This is a genomic window from Leifsonia araucanica (assembly GCF_051161895.1).
GTDB lineage: Bacteria > Actinomycetota > Actinomycetes > Actinomycetales > Microbacteriaceae > Leifsonia.
In genome coordinates this window covers 116208-135475 of sequence record NZ_JBMBTW010000002.1, presented here as the reverse complement: position 1 = coordinate 135475, position 19268 = coordinate 116208, and the positions used below count along the sequence as shown (strand labels likewise).

The window sequence follows — 19268 nt, the reverse complement described above, 5'->3', positions numbered from 1 at the left end:
TCCGCGGTTCTGCGGGGTCGGCGGGCACTTCTCAGCTAGCGGTGGTCGTTCTCGTGGCCGTGCGAGTGCGCGGTGCCGTGGCCGTTGGCCGGCGCGGGCATCGACTTCTGGACCTGCATCAGGAACTCGACGTTGCTCGAGGTCTCCTTGAGACGGCCGAGCACGATCTCGAGCGCCTGCTGCTGGTCGAGGCCGGCGAGGGCACGACGCAGCTTCCAGGTGATCTTGACCTCGTCCGCGCCCATCAGCATCTCTTCGCGGCGGGTGCCGGATGCGTTGACATCGACAGCGGGGAAGATGCGCTTGTCCGCCAGCTGGCGGGACAGGCGGAGCTCCATGTTGCCGGTGCCCTTGAACTCCTCGAAGATGACCTCGTCCATCTTGGAACCGGTCTCGACGAGCGCAGAGGCGAGGATCGTGAGCGATCCGCCGTGCTCGATGTTGCGGGCGGCGCCGAAGAAGCGCTTCGGCGGGTACAGCGCGGAGGCGTCGACACCACCGGAGAGGATGCGACCGGATGCGGGGGCAGCCAGGTTGTACGCGCGGCCCAGGCGGGTGATCGAGTCGAGCAGCACGACGACGTCGTGGCCGAGCTCCACCAGACGCTTCGCACGCTCGATGGCGAGCTCGGCGACCGTGGTGTGGTCTTCTGCCGGACGGTCGAAGGTGGAGGCGATGACCTCACCCTTCACCGTGCGCTGCATGTCGGTGACCTCTTCCGGACGCTCGTCGACCAGGACGACCATGAGGTGCACCTCAGGGTTGTTCGTGGTGATGGCGTTGGCGATCTGCTGCATGACGATCGTCTTGCCGGCCTTCGGAGGCGCGACGATGAGGCCGCGCTGGCCCTTGCCGATCGGGGCGACCAGGTCGATGATGCGCTGCGTCAGCTTGCCGGGCTCCGTCTCGAGGCGCAGGCGCTCCTGCGGGTAGAGCGGGGTCAGCTTGCCGAACTCGACGCGGCCTGCCGCCTCGTCGATGGTCTGGCCGTTGATCGAGTCGACCTTGACGATGGCGTTGTACTTCTGGCGGGTGTTGTTCTCACCCTCGCGCGGCTGGCGGATCGCTCCGACAACGGCGTCGCCCTTGCGCAGGTTGTACTTCTTGACCTGGCCGAGGGAGACGTAGACGTCGCTGGCACCCGGCAGGTAGCCGGAGGTGCGGACGAACGCGTAGTTGTCGAGCACATCCAGGATGCCCGCGACGGGGATGAGCACGTCGTCATCGCTGATCTCGGGCTCGAGCTCGTCTGCTCCGGTGCTTCCACGGCGCTTGCGGTCGCGGTAGCGGCTGCGGCCTGCGCGGTCGCCGTCCGCCTGGGTGTCCTGGCCGCCGTTGCGGTTCTGCTGACCGTTGCGGTTCTGCTGGCCGTTCTGGCCGCCCTGCTTCTGGTCGTCGCGGTCCCTGTCGCGGTCGGCCTGCTGGCCGCCCTGCTGGTTCTGCGCCTGCTGGGCGTCTCCGCCCTGCTGGCCGTTCTGGCCCTGGCCGTTCTTGTTGCGGTTCCTGTTGCGGTTGCGGCCCTGACGGGGCTGCTGGTCGCCGTCGCCCTGGGCGTCGCCCTGAGCCTGCGCGTCGCCCGCATCCTGCGATTCTGCGCCGTTGTCGGCCTTCTCGCCCTGGTCCTGCTGGGCGTTCTGGTCGGCGTCCCGTCCGCGACCGCGGCGGCGGTTTCGGCCCTGACCCTGGCCCTGCTCCGACTGCTTGTCGCCGTCGGCGCCGGCCTGCTGGGCGGCGGACTCGCGGTTGGCGAGCGCGGAGTCGAGCAGCGCATCCACATCCGGGATGAGCGAGTCGACGCCGGTCGCGCCGGTGTTCACGTGGGTCGCTGCTGCAATCCCGGTGCCGTCTGCGCTCGACACGCGGCGCGAGCCGCGGCGGCGGGGCGCCTGCTCGGCAGGAGCGGTGGCTGCGTCAGGCAGCACGGGCTCTCCGACGTGCGGCTCCTCCGATGCCGGCTCTGCGATGAGCGGCTCGATGAGGACCTGGGATGCTGCACGGGCGTTCTCCGCTGCCGGTGCGGCAGCGGGTGCTTCGGCTGCGGGGGTCGCGGAACCCGCGGCCTCCGCACGCGCGGCGGCGATGGCCGTCACGAGTTCGCCCTTGCGAAGCTTGGTTGCTCCCTGAAGTCCCAACTGGGCGGCGAGAGCCTGAAGCTCTGCCACCTTGAGGGAGGTCAGGTCGCTGGTGTCCACGCCCCCGGCGTGGAGTTCGACATCAGTCACTGAAGAGGATTCCTTTCCCCCGACGCGCGATTCTCGCCGTCGTTCTGGAGCACTCGTCACATGAACTACCGGTTCTGGGGTGTCACCGAAAGGTACTCGGGTGCACAGGTAGGAGTGACGGCATGATTGCTAGAAATCACCCGAAGATCAGATTCGCTCATGGAGAGGTTTCTGCGGGTGCACGCACAGTTTACCACTGATGCGGGACTGCTCTTGACGCTACGCGACCGGCGTGTCCAGCGCTTTCGCGGCGAGCTGCGAGACCGTTGCGCCCTTGAAGTCGACCGCGAGCATGAGCGCCTGCCAAGGCGTCTCCGACTGCGCGGCCACCAGCTCGGCGGCGGCGAGCCGCTGGCTCGGGTCGCTGCAGAGCACCAGGATCGACGGGCCTGCTCCCGAGACGACAGCGGCGAAGCCGTTCTCCCGCAGCAGCGTGATCAGCCGGTCGGTCTCCGGCATGGCGGAGGCGCGATAGCTCTGGTGGAGCTTGTCCTCCGTTGCCGCGTGCAGCAGCTCTGGACTCTGGATGAGGGCCGCGACGAGCAGCGCGGACCGCGAGACGTTGAAGACCGCATCCTCGTGGGGCACGGACTGCGGCTGCAGACTGCGGGCGAGCGCCGTCGACATGACGTGCTGCGGCACGAGCACGAGCGGAGAGACGCCGCGGTGCACGATCAGCTTCTTGAACCGCGGGCCCTCGGGGGTGACCCACGCGATGGTGAGTCCTCCGAAGAGCGCGGGGGCCACGTTGTCCGGGTGGCCCTCCATGTCGTTGGCGAGCGCGAGGAGGCCCTGGGCGTCGATGTCGACGATGCCGTCGAGCAGCCCCTTCGCCGCCATGATGCCGGAGACGATGGCGGCACCGGAGGAACCGAGTCCCCTGCCGTGCGGGATGTTGTTGCGGGCGACGAGCTGCAGCCCGGGCATCGGGATGCCGACGGACTCGAAGGTGTGCGCGATGGCCCGGACCACGAGGTTGGTCTCGTCGGTGGGCACCTCGCCGGCTCCGACGCCGATGACCTCGACGGTCGCGCCGGGCTCGTCGCGGACCGACACCTGCAGTTCGTCGTAGAGCGCGAGGGCGAGACCGAGGGTGTCGAAGCCCGGGCCGAGGTTGGCGCTCGTCGCCGGAACCTTGACGGTGACGGCGCGGCCGCTCAGGTCGGCGGCCTGCGAGGTCACGCGGTGGCCTTTTCGCTCGCCACCAGACCGAGCACGTCGGCGATGGCGGTGGTGTCGACGGGGACGACGGTGGGCTGGACGTCGGAGCCGTCAGCGGTGCGGAGGGCCCACTGCGGGTCCTTCAGGCCGTGGCCGGTGACGGTGAGGACGACGGTCGCGCCGGCGGGGATGACCCCGGCGGCCGAGCGCTCCAGCAGGCCGGCGACGCTGATCGCGGAGGCCGGCTCGACGAAGATGCCGACCTCGGCGGACAGGATGCGCTGCGCTTCGAGGATGTGCTCGTCCGAGATCGCGCCGAAGTAGCCGTCGCTGTCGTCGCGCGCGTTGAGCGCGAGCTCCCACGACGCCGGGTTGCCGATGCGGATGGCCGTGGCGATGGTGTCCGGGTCCTTGACGGGCTGGCCGAGCACGATCGGGGCGCTGCCTGCTGCCTGGAAGCCGAACATCCTGGGCAGCTTGGTGGCCTCTCCGCGCTGCAGCTCCTCGGTGTATCCGCGGTGGTACGCCGTGTAGTTGCCCGCGTTGCCGACGGGGACGATGTGGAAGTCCGGGGCGTCGCCGAGCACCTCGACGACCTCGAACGCTGCCGTCTTCTGGCCCTCGATGCGGTCGGGGTTGACCGAGTTGACGAGGTGGACCGGGTAGTTGGTCGCGAGTTCGCGGGCGATGTCGAGACAGTCGTCGAAGTTGCCCTGCACCTGCAGCAGCTGCGCGTTGTGCGCGATGGCCTGGCTGAGCTTGCCCATCGCGATCTTGCCCTCCGGCACCAGCACGACGGCCTGGATGCCCGCGTGCGTCGCGTACGCCGCGGCCGACGCGGAGGTGTTGCCGGTGGATGCGCAGATGACGGCCTTCGCGCCGTGCTCGACGGCCTTCGAGATGGCCATCGTCATGCCGCGGTCCTTGAAGGAACCGGTGGGGTTCATGCCCTCGAACTTGACGAACACGTTCGCACCCGTGCGCGCGGAGAGCGCAGGAGCGGGCAGCAGCGGCGTGCCGCCTTCGCCGAGCGTCACGATCGGAGTGGCATCGCTGATGTTCAGGCGGTCCGCGTATTCACGCAGGACGCCCCGCCACTGACGACTATTCGCTTTCTCGGGCATTACGATCCTTCGACTCGGAGTACGGATGAGATGGCTGTCACGGCGTCGCTCGCCGCGAGAGCCTCAACGGTGGCCGCGAGTGCGGCCTCCTCGGCCTCGTGGGTGCCGATAACCAGGGTAGCGGTGGGCGCGCCGTTGCCGTGAACCGCAGCGTTACCCGCGATGACGGCGCCGGGGATGGTGACCGGCCCCGTGGTGCTCGGCACGGACTGCTGCACCGTCTCCACACTCACACCGCCATCGCTCAGGATGCGCGCGACCGCGGCCAGCACGCCGGGCTGGTCCGCCACATCCAGAGTGATCTGGTAGCGGGTGACGACGCGGCCGATGTCGAGCACAGGGAGCTGCGCGTGCGTCGACTCCGCGACGCCCGGGCCGCCGACGACGTGCCGCCTGGCCGCAGAGACGAGGTCGCCGAGCACGGCGGACGCCGTCTCCACTCCCCCGGCGCCCGCACCGTAGAACATGAGGTCGCCGGCGGCGGCGGACTGCACGAACACCGCGTTGTGTGCACCGTGCACGGCGGCCAGCGGATGGTCGCGGCTGATCAGCGCGGGATACACCCGCGCGGACACGCCCTCCTGGCCGGTCTCCGGGTCGGTGAGGCGCTCGCAGATCGCGAGCAGCTTGATGACGGACCCCGCCTCCCTGGCCGCGTCGACCTGCGCCGTGGTGACCGAGGTGATGCCCTCGCGGTAGACGGATTCGAGCGGCACCGTGGTGTGGAAGGCGAGGCTCGCGAGGATCGCGGCCTTCTGCGCCGCATCGTATCCGCCGATGTCGGCCGTCGGGTCCGCCTCGGCGTAACCCCGGTCGGTGGCGGTGGCGAGGGCGTCCTGCAGGGACTCGCCGTTCACATCCATGCGGTCGAGGATGAAGTTGGTCGTGCCGTTCACGATGCCGAGGATGCGGTTGACCCTGTCGCCGGCGAGGCTGTCGCGCAGCGGCCGGATGATCGGGATGGCTCCGGCGACGGCCGCCTCGTAGTAGAGCTGGGCGCCGACCTGCTCCGCCGCCTCGAACAGCTCGGGACCGTGCGTGGCCAGCAGCGCCTTGTTGGCGGTGATCACGTCCGCGCCGGAGTTGATGGCCTGCAGCACGTAGCCACGGGCGGGCTCGACGCCGCCCATCAGTTCGACCACGATGTCCGCGCCGAGGATCAGCGAGGCAGCGTCGGTGGTGAACAGCTCGCGCGGCAGGTCGACGTCGCGCTGCGCATCCAGGTCGCGGACGGCGATGCCGACCAGTTCGAGCTTCGCGCCGACCCGGGAGGCGAACTCGTCTCCCTGTTCCAGTAGCAGCCGTGCCACCTGCGATCCGACGGAGCCTGCGCCCAGGAGGGCGACCCGGAGGTTGCGGTACTCGATCATGCGTCGGCTCCTTCGTACGCAGCGTCGCGCATCAGCAGGTCGTGCTCGGTCTCTCCGCGCACGATGACGCGGGATGCGCCGTCGCGGACGGCGATCACGGCCGGCCTGCCCACGTGGTTGTAGTTGCTCGCGAGCGACCAGCAGTATGCGCCGGTCGCAGGGACGGCGAGCAGGTCGCCGGGGGCGACATCACCGGGAAGGTAGTCGGCGTCGACGACGATGTCTCCGCTCTCGCAGTGCTTGCCGGCGATGCGCACCAGCTCGGGGGGCGCGACGGACTGCCGTCCGGCGATGCGCACGGAGTATTCGGCCCCGTAGAGCGCGAGCCGCGCGTTGTCGCTCATGCCGCCGTCGACGCTCACGTACCGGCGGATCGCGGTCTCCCCGTCGTCCTGGAACGCCACGGGCACATCCTTGGTCGTGCCGGCGGTGTAGAGCGTGAGCCCCGCCCGTCCGATGATCGCCCGGCCGGGCTCGAACGCTACCACGGGAAGAGGGATGCCCAGCTCGGCGCAGCCGGCGGCGACCGTCTGCGCGATGGTCTCCGCCAGCTCCTCGATCGGCGTCGGGTCGTCGGCGGACGTGTACGCGATGCCGAAACCGCCGCCGAGGTTCAGCTCGGGAACCGGGCCATCGGCCAGAAGCTCGGTGTGCACGGCGAGCAGCCGGGCGGCGGACTCCGCGAAGCCGTCCGCCCCGAAGATCTGCGAGCCGATGTGACAGTGCAGGCCGAGGAAGTTCAGCGACGCGTGGCTCCGGATGCGCGCGACGGCGTCCGCGGCGGCCGCCAGCCCGATCCCGAACTTCTGATCCTCGTGGGCGGTCGCGAGGAACGCGTGCGTGTGCGCGTGCACCCCGCTGTTGACGCGCAGCCGCACCGACTGGACGCGACCGTGCCTGACGGCGGCCTCTGCGACGCGCTCGAGCTCCTGCACGCTGTCGATGATGATGGCGCCGATGCCGAGCGAGACGGCCCTGTCGATCTCGGCGAGGGACTTGTTGTTCCCGTGGAAGCCCAGACGCTCCGGGGCGACGCCCGCAGCGACGGCGACGGCGAGCTCCCCACCGCTGCAGACGTCGATGTTGAGGCCGGCCTCGCTCATCCAGCGCGCGACCTCGATGCTCAGGAACGCCTTGCCCGCGTAGTAGACCTTCGCGGAGGCCCCGACGCGCTCGAAAGCGCCGACCAGGGCGGAGCGCACCTCGGTGGCGCGCTCCCGCGCATCCACTTCGTCGACGATGTAGACGGGGGTGCCGTAGCGGGCGGCGAGTTCGGCGGCGCTCACACCGCCGACGACGAGCTCGCCGTCCCGTCGTTCCACCGTGCGCGACCAGAGGCCGGGATGGAGGGCGTTGGCGTCGCCAGGAACGGCGAGCCATTCGGGGGCGAGCGGATTGGCTGCCGCGTGCGTGTCAAAGGCCACTGGGAAAACCTCACGGAATGAATCGAGTGGGGATCTCTCGGAGGCGAGCGGACCCGGATTGGTCCCTGAAGCCGGTGGAGAAGTACCGGAAGTCTATCGGGGGCCGGGCTGGGGATTCGCCCGTGTTACGGACCGGGGTGCGTTGCCCGTCAGCAACTGCCCTTGCTCTTCAGCGACTTCTCGTTCACCACGAAGTCCTGCGCGTTCAGGGTGACCGTGGCCATGCCCTTGCTGATCGCGATGTCGTTCACCAGCACGCCGTCCGGGAGGTACTGGGCGACGCAGACGGGGATGGGGCCGCGGTTGGTCAGCGCTTTGACGAGGGTGGAGAGGTCGAGGGCCGTGTCGGCCGCGCCCGTGGTGACCTTCGCATCCACCGGGAGCAGGTTGACCGTCTTGCCTGCCGCCTCCGGGGAGACGGTGACCTGGTAGCCGATCGGCAGGCCGAGGAGGGACGCGGTGCCGTCGTAGCTGATGGTGCCCTTTCCGAGGGCGAGATCGCCGTCGACGCCGGGGACCGTGACCAGCTTGTTCAGCGACGACTGCGAGATGGTCAGCGCACCGTCGATGCTCTGCACCGGCTTGGAGAAGTCGGCGGGCACGCCGGTGGCCGTGACCTTGGCGTGGATGGGCGAGCCGTTGACACTCAGCGCCGGCGCGTCCAGGACAACCTTCTCGAACCGGCCGCTCAGATACTGCTGCAGCACGGAGACGCCGCCGATGCTGGTCGACACGTCGCCCTTCACCTCGGCGGGGAGGCTCTTCTCCACCTCGGCCGAGATGCGCTGCTGCGCCACCTGGCGCACGATGGCGTCCGCGACGAAGAACAGCCCGACGAGCACGACGATCGGGATGACGATCCACAGCACCAGCCGCAGCGTACGCCTCCGCTTCGGCGGCCTGGCCGTCTCCACGATCACCTCTGTCGCCTGCGTGTCAGTCATCGGCGGATGCTCACATTCTGTCCGGAGCGGAGACCCCGAGGAGCCCGAGACCGTTCCGGATGACCTGGCCGGTGGCGTCGTTCAGCCACAGGCGGGTGCGGTGCAGGTCGGTGACGGGCTCGTCGCCGAGCGGGATGACGCGGGTCGCTGCGTACCAGGTGTGGTAGAGACCCGCGAGCTCCTCGATGTAGCGGGCGACCCTGTGCGGCTCGCGCAGTTCGGCCGCCTGCGCGACGATCCGCGGGAACTCCTGCAGCCCGCCGAGCAGAGCGGACTCGCTCTCGTGCGTGAGCAGTTCCGGCGCGAACGCGCTGCGGTCGACACCGGCGGCCGCTGCGTTGGCGGCGACGGACCGGGTGCGGGCGTGGGCGTACTGCACGTAGAAGACGGGGTTCTCGTTGCTGCGCTTGCTCAGCAGGTCGAGGTCGATGTCGAGCTGCGAGTCGCTGGACGAGCGCACCAGGGCGTAGCGGCCCGCGTCGACGCCTACCGCATCCACCAGGTCGTCGAGCGTGACGATGGTTCCGGCGCGCTTCGACATCTTGACGGGCTCACCGTCGCGGACCAGGTTGACCATCTGGCCGATCAGGATCTGCAGGTTGACGTTCGGGACGTCGCCGAACGCCTCGACGGCGGCCTGGAGCCGCGCGACGTAGCCGTGGTGGTCGGCGCCGAGCATGATGAGGTTCTGCTCGAAGCCGCGCTCGCGCTTGTTCAGGTAGTAGCCGAGGTCGCCGGAGATGTACGCCGGCTCTCCGTTCGAGCGGATGACGACGCGGTCGCGGTCGTCGCCGAACGTGGTGGTGCGGAGCCAGACGGCTCCGTCCTCCTCGAAGATGTGGCCCTGCTCGCGCAGTCGCTCGATGGCGCGCTCGACGGCCCCGGACTCGTGCAGCGAGTCCTCGTGGAAGTACACGTCGAAGTCGACGCCGAAACCGTGCAGCTTCTCTTTGATCTCGGCGAACATCAGCTCGGTGCCGACCGAACGGAACACCTCCTGCTGCTCGTCGCGCGACAGGGAGGAGATGTCGCCGTCGTAGCGCTCGACCACCTGGGCCGCGATGTCGGAGATGTACGCTCCGCCGTAGCCGTCCTCCGGCGTCGGCTCCCCCAGGTATGCGGCGAGGAGGCTCCTGGCGAAGCGGTCGATCTGCGAGCCGTGATCGTTGAAGTAGTACTCGCGCGTGACGTCGGCGCCCTCGGCCTTGAGGATGCGCGCGAGGCTGTCGCCGACGGCCGCCCAGCGCACGCCGCCCATGTGGATGGGGCCGGTCGGGTTGGCGGAGACGAACTCCAGGTTGACCGTGAGGCCGTCGTAGAGGTGGCCGTTGCCGTAGTCGTCGCCCGCCTCGACGATGGTCTTCGCCAGCTGGCCGGCCGCAGCAGCGTCCAGCCGGAAGTTGATGAAGCCAGGACCGGCGACCTCTGCGGAGGCGACGCCGTCGATGGATGCGGCGGCCTCGGCGATCTCGGTGGCCAGCTCCCGCGGGTTGGCGCCGACCTTCTTCGCCAGGCGCATGGCGACGTTGGACGCCCAGTCGCCGTGCTCGCGGTTCTTGGGGCGCTCGAGGGGGACGTCGTCGATCGTGACGACGACCGCATCCCCTGCACCCTCCTCCGCGCCGTCCCCGCGTCGCCGCTCGACAACGGAGGTCACGATGTCGAGCAGGGCAGCAGAGAGGTCAGCAGGAGTCACGATCAACGATTCTACCGGGCACGCGCTGCATCGATTGCCTAACGAACGGCCCGCGACGGCCGGTCCTCTCCGCCCGGCTTGATAGGGTCATCGCGATGTGCGCCGCCGCGCATCCTCTCGCAGTGAAGCCCGACCATCCGACGGAGAACGAACACGCATGGCCAACCCCACCAGAACCGCCGCCCGAGCAGCGGCTGCCGTCACGGCGATCCTCGCCTGCACCCTGGCCATGACCGCGTGCGCCGGCCCCTCGAAGAGCGCGGGAGGCTCATCGTCCCCCTCCGCGTCTGCGAACGCGGGAGGCACGAAGGCGCCGACGCCGACCCCCACCCCGACGCCGACGGACCCGCCCACCCCCGTCACCCTCACCTGCGACCAGATCGTCACACCGGACCAGGCCTACGCATACAACCCCAACTTCGGCACGGACCCCGGATACCAGCCCAAGGACGGCAGCCTGGAGAAGCAGGTCGCCGACTGGAAAGGCGTCACCTGCGCCTGGCTCAACCAGACCAGCGGAGACGTGATCGAGATCGCGGTCGCCCAGCCGCCGGCGAGCGCCCTCGAAGGCCTGAAGAACGCGGCGGTCACCGCAGCGACCCCCGTACCCACCTACGGCGTTCCCCCGGAGGTCGAGGGGTACTTCAAGCAGGGAACCCCCGGTCAGGTGCAGGTCTTCCGCGGCGCATACTGGATCGTCTCCGACTCGGCCGCCTTCTTCGAGCCGGGCGACGCAGCCCCCCTGATGGAATCGGTGCTCGCCAACCTGCCGAAGTAGCGCCCACCGGAAGGTGCGAAAGGTGCGTCCCGCGGGATGCTAGCCTGGATGCACCCTGGCCCCCATAGCTCAGGGGATAGAGCGTCTGCCTCCGGAGCAGAAGGCCGTAGGTTCAAATCCTACTGGGGGCACATACGACGAGAGGCCGCCCCAAACGGGACGGCCTCTCGTGTGTTTCAGGAACGGGTGCCGCTAGGAAGCGACCTCCTCGCGGCGCGGGAGCTTCCAGCCTGGACGCACGTAGTGGCAGGTGTAGCCCCACGGGATGCGCTCCAGGTAATCCTGGTGCTCGGGCTCCGCCTCCCAGAACGGACCGGCGGGCGACAGCTCGGTGACGACGGGGCCCGGCCAGAGTCCGGAGGCGTCGACGTCGGCGATGGTGTCCTCTGCCACTCGGCGCTGCTCGTCGGTCTCGTAGAAGATCGCCGAGCGGTAGCTGGTGCCCACGTCGTTGCCCTGGCGGTTCTTGGTCGACGGGTCGTGGATCTGGAAGAAGAACTCCAGCAGGTCGCGGTAGCTGACCTTCGACGGGTCGAAGACGATCTCGATCGCCTCGGCGTGGCTGCCGTGGTTGCGGTACGTGGCGTTCGGCACGTCGCCTCCCGTGTAGCCGACACGGGTGTCGAGCACGCCGGGGCGCTTGCGGATCAGGTCCTCCATGCCCCAGAAACAGCCACCGGCGAGGATGGCCTTCTCCGTGGCAGGAGTGGCGGGGGTGGTGGGTGTTGCGTCGGTCATCGGGTGACCTCCTCATTCTCGAACAGGTGACGATAGTCGCCGTAGCCCTCGGTGTCGAGGTCGGCGAGCGGGATGAAACGGAGGGCGGCGGAGTTGATGCAGTATCGCATCCCTCCCGCCTCGGCGGGGCCGTCGTCGAACAGGTGGCCGAGGTGGCTGTCCCCGTGGGCCGAACGGGCCTCGGTGCGCACCATCCCGAACGTCCTGTCGCGCTTCTCGACGATGTTGGCCGGGTCGACGGGCACGGTGAAGCTCGGCCAGCCCGACCGGCTGTCGTACTTGTTCACCGAGGCGAACAGCGGCTCTCCGGAGACGATGTCGACGTAGAGACCCGCCTCCTTGTTGTCCCAGAACTCGTTACGGAACGCCGGCTCCGTGGCCTCGCGCTGCGTGACGGCGTACTGCTCGGGGGTCAGGCGGGAGACTGCATCCTGGGTCTTGCGGTAATCGTGTGACACGTGATCCTCCTCGACGGGGTTCCGGCGCAGCTGGCTGCTGGGCCGTCAGTGGATAGAACACGGCGAGGCGGATGGTTGGTCCCGCTGAAACTGTGTGTTCCCTGGCAATGACCGATCAGGCGCGGTCGTGCAGGGTGACCTGGTAGCCGTCCGGGTCGGCGAAGGTGAAGGTGCGGCCGAACGGGCCGTCGATGGGCGCGGAGACGATCGTGCGGCCGTCCGCGACCAGGGTGTCGTGGATATCCTGGACGTCGGTGGCGTGGAGCCAGAGCGCGACGCCGATGCCCGGCTGCGAGACGGAGGCCAGGTCGGTGCCTTCGACGATGTCCCTGAGCGCGAACGCGATCGGCTTCGTGTCGAAGACGACGGCGTGCGGAGGGCCGGCCGGGGAGCGGACGAGCCCGAGGTACTGCTCGTAGAACGCCTGGGATGCGTCGAGGTCGCGCACCTGGATGGAGATGAAGTCTGGGCCGATGGCTGGCATGATGTGTTCCTTCTTTTCGTGTCAGTTTTCTGACATGGCTGACTCTATGTCAGACTACTGACATGAGTCAAGACGGTGTCGGCGTCGACCTGGAGACGTCACTGGGCTATCTGCTGAAAGAGGCGTCGAGCGCGCTGCGATCCGCGATGGAGGACGTGCTTCGTCCCCTCGGGATGAGCGTGACGCACTACTCCTGCCTGGAACTGCTCGCGCAGCGGCCGGGGCTGTCGAACTCCGAGCTGGCCCGTGGCGCGTTCGTCACCAGGCAGACGATGAACGTGCTGCTCCAGTCCCTGGAACGCGACGGCGTCGTCACCCGGCCCGCCGAGGCGCCCGTCGGCAAGGCCCTCCCCGCGCGGCTCACCGCGCTCGGGCGCCGCGAGCTGGAGAAGGCGACGGCGGCCGTCCGCTCCGTCGAGCTCAGGATGCTGGGCGGCATGACGGCGACGGAGCAGGCTGACGCGTTCCGCAGCCTGCAGAGCATGATCGCCTCCCTGCGCGGCGGCGACGTCGAGGGAGACGCGGAGCCTGACCCAGAGCCTGACCAGGAGTCTCTCCCCCGCTGACGCGCTCTTCCGCTCGTTCACCCGGCCGATCTAGTCTGTGCACGTTCCATCACCACCACACCCACCGCTGAGCACGCGGTACCCCGATGGGAGCGGCCGCGGACCGGCACGAACGAAGGAACCTCCATGTCCGCGAAACCCACCATCGTCCTCGTCCACGGAGCCTGGGCAGACGCCTCCAGCTGGAACGCCGTCGCCAGTGCCCTGCAGCAGCAGGGCTTCGAGGTGCTCGCCCCCACCAACCTGCTCCGCAACCCCATCAGCGATTCGGCGTACGTCGCCTCGTTCGTGGCGCAGCGCACCAGCGGTCCCGTCGTGCTCGTCGGCCACTCGTACGGAGGCGCCGTGATCAGCGGGGCCGGGCTCGGCGGCGGGGACGTCAAGGCGCTCGTCTACGTGGACGCCTTCATCCCGGAGGAGGGCGAGACGGTGTTCTCGATCCTGGGCGGCTCCGGATCGGCGTTCGACGTTCCGGACCCGTCGACGGTGTTCGACGTCGCCGGCTACCCGGGAGCGCCGGAGGGCGACGCGGAGGCGTTCCTGAAGCCGGCGACCGTGCACACGGCGTTCGCACAGGACCTTCCGGAGGCCGACCGGCTGCTCATCGCCGCCGGCCAGCGCCCGATCACGTTCGCGGCGAACACCACGCCGATGGGCGCCCCCGCCTGGCGCACCCTGCCCTCCTGGACGGTCATCGGCACGGAGGACAAGGTGATCCCGCCTGCGACGCAGCGCAGCATGGCGGAGCGGGCGGGCTCCACGATCACCGAGGTCGCGGCGTCGCACGTCTCGATGGTGTCGCATCCCCAGGCCGCGATCGACGCGATCCTGGCGGCAGTGGATGCGGTGAGCTGAGCAGCGAAGTCGCGCGGCGGGGCCGCGCCGTCACCGGGGGTCGGGCTCTTCGACCCCATCCGGTTCGTCGTCACGGACGATCGGGATGGACTCGGTGAACTGCGCGGCCCTCTGCTCGCCCTCCGGGGTGCCGCTGAACAGTCCGGCCTCCTGCTGCGCTCTGGCGCGCGGAGGCGGCGTCAGCTGGTCGGGCGCCTCCACCATCTCCACCCGCGTGCGCGGGAGGGATGCGGTGCTGTACCGCTGCATCCAGTCGATCAGGCGTTCGCGCACCAGGCAGCGCAGGTCGAACAGGGTGGGGGCATCCCGTGCCGTCACCAACACGCGCACGCGCACCCAGCCGGAGACCGCATCCGTCACCTGCAGCACGCCGGTGCGGCCGTCCCAGAGGTCCGTCGAGGCGAGCACGCGGTTGAGCTCCGAGCGCATCCCTCCCGGCGAGACCCGCCAGTCGAGGTCGAACTCGACGGAGCCGAGCAGTTCGCTGTGCTGCCTCGTCCAGTTCTCGAACGGCTTGGTGGTGAAGTAGCTGGACGGAAGCACGAGGCGGCGGTCGTCCCAGATGTGCACGACCACGTAGGTGAGGGTGATCTCCTCGATCGTGCCCCACTGCTGCTCCACCACCACCACGTCGTCGATCCGGATGGCGTCGCTGAACGCCAGCTGGAGCCCGGCGAACAGATTGCCGAGCGTCGACTGGGCCGCGACACCGGCGATGATGCCGATGACACCGGCGGAGGCCAGGATGCTCGCACCGGCGGCCTGCAGAGCCGGGAAGGTCAGCAGGATCGCGCCGAGGCCGATCACGACCGCCGCGACGATGGTCAGCCGCCGCACGATGAGCACCTGCGTGCGCACCTTGCGCGCGTAGCGGTTGTCCGGCACATCCAGCCGGTAGCGGGCGAGGCCGAGATCCTCCACGTAGACGGCGAGGGCAGCGGCGAACCAGACGCCGGCGGCGATGGTGAGGATGAGGAAGGTGTGCTGGACGGCGTCACGCCATCCGAGCGGCACATCCCGTGGCAGGGTGATCGCGACGGCGATCCAGAGCACGATCACCATCAGCAGGATCCGGAACGGGATGCGCGCCCGAGTGATCAGCAGGGCCGCCCACGCCCTGCGCCGCGCGATGGCGCGGAAGACGGCGCCGACGATGGCGGTGATCACGATGGCGGCCAGGACGGCCACCACGCAGGCGACAGCGAGACCTGGCCAGGAACGCAGGACGAACACGGGGGCTCCTTATCGGGGATCGGGTGTGCCCCGGAGTGTACGCGCGGGCTACGCTGATGCATCGGGGGAAGTCGACGACGAAGGAGTACGCATGGCAGCGACACGGTCACTTTTCATCGGCGGCACGGGGGTCATCAGCTCGGCCTGCGTCGCCAGAGCTCTCGAGGCGGGACACGAGGTGACCGTCATTAATCGCGGCAATTCGAGTATCCGGCCGCTGCCGGACGGGGTGGAGGTGCTGCACGCGGACATCCGGGAGCCGGAGAGCGTGCACGCGGTGCTCGGCGAGCGCAGCTTCGACGTGGTGTCGGAGTTCCTGGCCTTCACGCCTGAGCACATCCAGACCGATTTCCGGCTGTTCGAGGGCCGGGTCGGGCAGTACGTGTTCATCAGCTCGGCCTCGGCGTACCAGACGCCGCCGTCCCGCCTGCCGGTGACGGAGTCGACGCCCCTGCGCAACCCGTTCTGGCAGTACTCCCGCGACAAGATCGCCTGCGAGGACCTGCTCGTCGAGGCGTACCGCGAGCGGGCGTTCCCGATCACGATCGTGCGCCCGTCGCACACCTACGACCGCACGATGATCCCGACGAGCGGGCACTGGACCGACCTGGCCAGGATGCGCCGCGGCGCCCCCGTCGTGGTGCACGGCGACGGGTCGAGCCTCTGGACCATCACGCACAACACCGACTTCGCCGTCGCGTACGTGGGTCTGCTCGGCCGCCCGGAAGCGGTCGGAGAGGCGTTCCACATCACCTCGGACGAGGCGCCGACCTGGAACGAGATCTACGCCTACCTCGCGGAGGGCCTGGGGGTCGAGGCGGAGCTGGTGCACGTCGCCAGCGAGTCCATCGCGGCCGTGGTGCCGGAGCTCGGCCCCGGTCTGATCGGCGACAAGGCCAACTCGATGGTGTTCGACAACAGCAAGGTGAAGGCGCTCGTGCCGGAGTTCCACGCACGGGTGCCGTTTGCGAAGGGTGCAGGCGAGATCGTCGAATGGTTCCTCGCCGATCCGTCCCGTCAACGTCTCGATCCGGACCTCGACACCGCGTTCGACCGGCTGGTGGAGCACGCGCGCGCCTTCGGGTAGAGCCGGATCAGTCCGGGACGGCGGCCACCGCTTCGATCTCGACGAGCGCGCCCGCGCGTGCCGGGGTGACGGAGAGCACTGTCACCGCTGTGCGGTGCGTACCCCACACGGCGCCGGTGGCCGCGTACGCCTCGCCGGGATCGACGCCCACCGCGAGGTAAATGGTGAGCTTGGCCACGTACTCGGGGCCGCTGCCTGCCTCGGCGAGCACGGCGAGGACGTTCCGTAGCGCCTGCTCGGTCTGCGCCTGCAGGCCGTCGAGCAGTGCTCCCTCTGCGTTCGTGCCGTTCTGCCCGCCGACGTAGAGCGTGCGCCCCTGCTCCACGAGCATCCCCTGGGCGAAGGCCGGACTGGCGTGCAGGCCCGGCGGGTCGACGGGCGTCGGTCGTGCGGTCATGGCGTGCTCCCCTCGTCGCGATACGTGCGTCCGATTGTGCCCGCATCCCCCGACATCGAAACAGCCTCTTTACTATTAAGAAACTTTCCTGATACATTCACCACGCACGATTGTTCGAACGAAGGGATGTGCGCGATGGCCACCAGACCAGTACCGGGAACCCCCTCCTGGCTCCGCGAGACCAATGACCGCACAGCCCTGTCCCTGCTGCTCGAGCACGGGGTGCTCACCCGCAACAGGATCGGCGAGCTCTCCGGCCTCTCCAAGCCGACTGCGGCCCAGATGGTCTCCCGGCTCGAAACCGCCGGGCTCATCCACGCGGTGGGCGAGGTGTCAGGTGGCCGCGGCCCGAACGCGGCCAGCTACGCCGTGCGCACCGACCGGGTGCTCGGCGTCGCCGTCGACATCGACGCGACCACGATCCGCTCCACCGTCGTCGACGCGAGCGGCACGGAGCATCCCATCGCCGCCACTCCCCTGCGGGTGACCGATCCTGACCGCACGCCGGAGTCCGACGTGCGCGCCGCGATCGACGGCGCGTGCGAGGCGGCGGGCGTCGCGAGCGACAGGGTCAGCGCCGTCTGCGTCGGCGTGCAGGGCGCCCTCGACCCCCGCACCGACGAGCTCACGTTCATCGAGACGCTCCCCGGCTGGCCGATGCAGGGCATCACCGCGCACCTCGAAGACGCGCTCGGCATCTCCGTGCACATCGACAACGACGTCAACCTCGCCGCCATCGCCGAGCGCACCGACGGCGTCGGGCGCGACACCGGCGGCTTCGCGCTGCTCTGGATGGGAGACGGCCTCGGCCTCTCCGTCGACCAGGGCGGCTCTGTGCACCGGGGGGCTTCCGGAGGCGCAGGCGAGATCGGCTATCTGCCGATCCCCCGCAGCGCCGCCGAACTCGACCAGGACGCCCACGACCTGCAAGACCTGATCGGCGGCCCTACCGTCGCGCGTCTGGCCGAGCGCCACGGCATCCACGCCGCCGAGTACACCGCCGCCGTCGAGGCCATCCCCGGCTCGCCGGCCCGGGATGCGCTGCTCGCCGAACTCGCGCCGCGCATCGCCGTCGGGGTGGTCCCCGTCCTCGCCCTGCTCGACCCGGAACTGGTCGTGCTCGGCGGGCCGACAGGACGCGCGGGCGGCGACAGGCTCGCCGAGCTCGTGAGCGCAGAGCTCCGCGCATCCTGGGGGTCGTCCACCGTCGTCGCGACCGGCGTCCCCGCCCATCCCGTGCTCAGAGGCGCGCGAGAGCACCTGCTCGCCGAGGTGCGCAACGCCCTCTTCGCCGAAGTCTCGAGGATCTCCGCGTAACGAGGATCTCCGCGTAAAACAGCACCACCCGTCCATTGCACGCATCACGAACTGGAATCAGTGAGGAACCACCCGTGAAACACCGTCAACATCACATCATCGCCACCGTCGCGGTCGCCGCGGCGGCGGCTCTGACCCTCGCCGGATGCTCCGGCGGCGGCAGCAGCGCCTCCTTCGACGCGAGCACCCCGAAGGAGCTGTCCGGCACCGTCTCGTTCTGGCACTTCTTCTCCGACAGAGAGGCGAAGGTCATCCAGTCGGTGGTCGACGACTTCGAGAAGAAGAACCCGAAGGTCAAGGTCGAGGTGCACTCCGGCCAGGACGACGAGAAGCTGCAGAAGGCCATCGCCACCGGGAGCAAGGTGGACGTCGGACTCTCGTACTCGACCGACATCGTCGGCAACTTCTGCTCGAACGGCGCGTTCCGCAGCCTCAACACGGTGATCAAGCGCGACGGGGTGGACATGAGCCAGTTCTCGCCCACCGTGAAGTCGTACACCGAGTTCAAGGGCACCCGCTGCGCGATGCCCATGCTGGCCGACGTCTACGGCCTCTACTACAACAAGGCGCTGCTGTCCGCGGCCGGGTTCACCGCACCGCCCAAGACGCTGTCCGAGCTGGAGTCGATGGCGGAGAAGCTGACCACGTTCAACCCGGACGGCTCGATCAAGACCCTCGGGTTCAACCCGACGATGGGCTGGTACGAGAACGCGGCAGCGCACTACGGCCCAGCGGCGGGAGCCGAGTGGCTGAAGCCGGACGGAAAGAGCGCGATCTCTTCCAGCCAGGGCTGGACCGAGCTGATGGAGTGGCAGAAGGCCTACGTCGACAAGATCGGCTGGGACAAGCTGAACACGTACACCTCCGGCCTCGGCCAGGAGTTCTCCGCCGACAACGCGTTCCAGACCGGCCAGGTCGCCATGAACATGGACGGCGAGTACCGCACCGCCTTCATCGCCGACCAGGCGAAGAACCTCGACTACGGCACAGCGCCGTTCCCGACGGCGGACGACCACACCGAGCTGTACGGCGGCGGATACATGACGGGCAACATCATCGGCATCTCGAAGGGCTCCAAGAACCCGGAGCTCGCCTGGGCGCTGCTGAAGTACCTGACCACGGACACGGATGCCGTCGTCAAGCTCGCCAACGGCCTTAAGAACGTGCCGACCACCACGGACGCGCTGAACTCGCCGAAGCTCGAGGTCTCCGAGCAGTACAAGACCTTCCTCGACATCGCGTCGGACAAGAATGTCGCCACCACTCCGGCCAGCCCGCTCGGCGCCGGATACCAGCAGTCGTTCCAGGACTTCTGGAACAAGTACCAGAGCCAGGGCGGAGACCTGCAGGCAGGGCTCAAGAACGTCGACAAGCAGATCAATGACGCGCTCGCGCTGACGACCGGTCCGTGACG

18 protein-coding genes and 1 tRNA gene are annotated in these 19268 nt (G+C 69.1%); 7 read left to right on the top strand and 12 right to left on the bottom strand.

Translation table 11 applies throughout. From position 1 onward, the window contains the following. Window positions 1–35: 35 nt before the first annotated feature. The 7 genes from rho to argS all read right to left on the bottom strand — a co-directional run bounded on the left by rho (window position 36) and on the right by argS (window position 9941). A complete protein-coding gene (gene rho, locus ACN6M5_RS00620; RefSeq protein ID WP_434948148.1) occupies window positions 36–2222 on the bottom strand; it encodes a transcription termination factor Rho in 2187 nt (728 codons plus the stop codon). Between the two features lie 219 nt (window positions 2223–2441). Beyond that, window positions 2442–3404: a homoserine kinase gene (gene thrB / locus ACN6M5_RS00615; protein WP_168689038.1), complete on the bottom strand. Its 963-nt coding sequence runs from the start codon at window positions 3402–3404 to the stop codon at window positions 2442–2444. Further along, window positions 3401–4507 carry a threonine synthase gene (gene thrC, locus ACN6M5_RS00610; protein WP_085369392.1) on the bottom strand — a complete coding sequence of 369 codons (1107 nt, stop codon included), beginning with the start codon at window positions 4505–4507 and terminating at the stop codon, window positions 3401–3403. Before thrC ends, thrB begins: the two co-directional genes overlap by 4 nt. Beyond that, entirely contained in the window at window positions 4507–5877 is a 1371-nt protein-coding gene (locus ACN6M5_RS00605) for a homoserine dehydrogenase (protein ID WP_434948147.1), read from the bottom strand. Before ACN6M5_RS00605 ends, thrC begins: the two co-directional genes overlap by 1 nt. Then, entirely contained in the window at window positions 5874–7301 is a 1428-nt protein-coding gene (gene lysA, locus ACN6M5_RS00600) for a diaminopimelate decarboxylase (RefSeq protein WP_434948146.1), read from the bottom strand. The genes ACN6M5_RS00605 and lysA overlap by 4 nt, the downstream gene beginning before the upstream one ends. Before the next feature lie 149 nt (window positions 7302–7450). Then, window positions 7451–8245, bottom strand: a complete 795-nt coding sequence (locus tag ACN6M5_RS00595; RefSeq protein WP_085369395.1) for an LmeA family phospholipid-binding protein — start codon at window positions 8243–8245, stop codon at window positions 7451–7453. Window positions 8246–8255: 10 nt separating this feature from the next. Beyond that, window positions 8256–9941, bottom strand: a complete 1686-nt coding sequence (gene argS / locus ACN6M5_RS00590; RefSeq protein WP_168689034.1) for an arginine--tRNA ligase — start codon at window positions 9939–9941, stop codon at window positions 8256–8258. 157 nt (window positions 9942–10098) lie between these two features. On the opposite strand from argS, the gene ACN6M5_RS00585 reads away from it, so the two are divergent. After that, window positions 10099–10719, top strand: a complete 621-nt coding sequence (locus tag ACN6M5_RS00585; protein ID WP_434948145.1) for an iron ABC transporter ATP-binding protein — start codon at window positions 10099–10101, stop codon at window positions 10717–10719. A 58-nt stretch (window positions 10720–10777) separates the two neighbouring features. Continuing rightward, window positions 10778–10850, top strand: a tRNA-Arg gene (locus tag ACN6M5_RS00580). Window positions 10851–10911: 61 nt separating this feature from the next. On the opposite strand, the gene msrA is transcribed toward ACN6M5_RS00580, so the two are convergent. From msrA to ACN6M5_RS00565, 3 genes are all read right to left on the bottom strand, one after another. Continuing rightward, window positions 10912–11457, bottom strand: a complete 546-nt coding sequence (gene msrA, locus ACN6M5_RS00575) for a peptide-methionine (S)-S-oxide reductase MsrA (protein ID WP_085370919.1) — start codon at window positions 11455–11457, stop codon at window positions 10912–10914. Beyond that, the gene (gene msrB / locus ACN6M5_RS00570; RefSeq protein WP_434948144.1) at window positions 11454–11915 is read right to left on the bottom strand and encodes a peptide-methionine (R)-S-oxide reductase MsrB; all 462 of its coding nucleotides are present in this window, start codon (window positions 11913–11915) and stop codon (window positions 11454–11456) included. The genes msrA and msrB overlap by 4 nt, the downstream gene beginning before the upstream one ends. 115 nt (window positions 11916–12030) lie before the next feature. Next, window positions 12031–12399 carry a VOC family protein gene (locus ACN6M5_RS00565; RefSeq protein WP_434948143.1) on the bottom strand — a complete coding sequence of 123 codons (369 nt, stop codon included), beginning with the start codon at window positions 12397–12399 and terminating at the stop codon, window positions 12031–12033. A gap of 62 nt (window positions 12400–12461) precedes the next feature. Between ACN6M5_RS00565 and ACN6M5_RS00560 the strand changes: the two genes are divergently transcribed. Next, entirely contained in the window at window positions 12462–12965 is a 504-nt protein-coding gene (locus tag ACN6M5_RS00560; protein WP_434948142.1) for a MarR family winged helix-turn-helix transcriptional regulator, read from the top strand. 126 nt (window positions 12966–13091) lie between these two features. Further along, entirely contained in the window at window positions 13092–13820 is a 729-nt protein-coding gene (locus ACN6M5_RS00555) for an alpha/beta fold hydrolase (protein WP_434948141.1), read from the top strand. Window positions 13821–13850: 30 nt separating this feature from the next. On the opposite strand, the gene ACN6M5_RS00550 is transcribed toward ACN6M5_RS00555, so the two are convergent. Next, window positions 13851–15053, bottom strand: a complete 1203-nt coding sequence (locus ACN6M5_RS00550; protein ID WP_434948140.1) for a mechanosensitive ion channel family protein — start codon at window positions 15051–15053, stop codon at window positions 13851–13853. Window positions 15054–15144: 91 nt separating this feature from the next. Between ACN6M5_RS00550 and ACN6M5_RS00545 the strand changes: the two genes are divergently transcribed. Next, window positions 15145–16140, top strand: a complete 996-nt coding sequence (locus tag ACN6M5_RS00545; protein ID WP_434948139.1) for an SDR family oxidoreductase — start codon at window positions 15145–15147, stop codon at window positions 16138–16140. 7 nt (window positions 16141–16147) lie between these two features. Here the strand turns inward: ACN6M5_RS00545 and ACN6M5_RS00540 are convergent, their stop codons facing one another. Next, on the bottom strand, window positions 16148–16537 hold the full coding sequence (locus ACN6M5_RS00540; RefSeq protein ID WP_434948138.1) for a RidA family protein: 390 nt from the start codon (window positions 16535–16537) through the stop codon (window positions 16148–16150). A gap of 135 nt (window positions 16538–16672) precedes the next feature. Here ACN6M5_RS00540 and ACN6M5_RS00535 point away from each other — a divergent pair, with 135 nt between their 5' ends. Together ACN6M5_RS00535 and ACN6M5_RS00530 are read left to right on the top strand one after the other, a co-directional pair. Further along, a complete protein-coding gene (locus tag ACN6M5_RS00535; protein WP_434948137.1) occupies window positions 16673–17854 on the top strand; it encodes an ROK family transcriptional regulator in 1182 nt (393 codons plus the stop codon). A 74-nt stretch (window positions 17855–17928) separates the two neighbouring features. Beyond that, a complete protein-coding gene (locus ACN6M5_RS00530; protein WP_434948136.1) occupies window positions 17929–19266 on the top strand; it encodes an ABC transporter substrate-binding protein in 1338 nt (445 codons plus the stop codon). Window positions 19267–19268 lie beyond the last annotated feature (2 nt).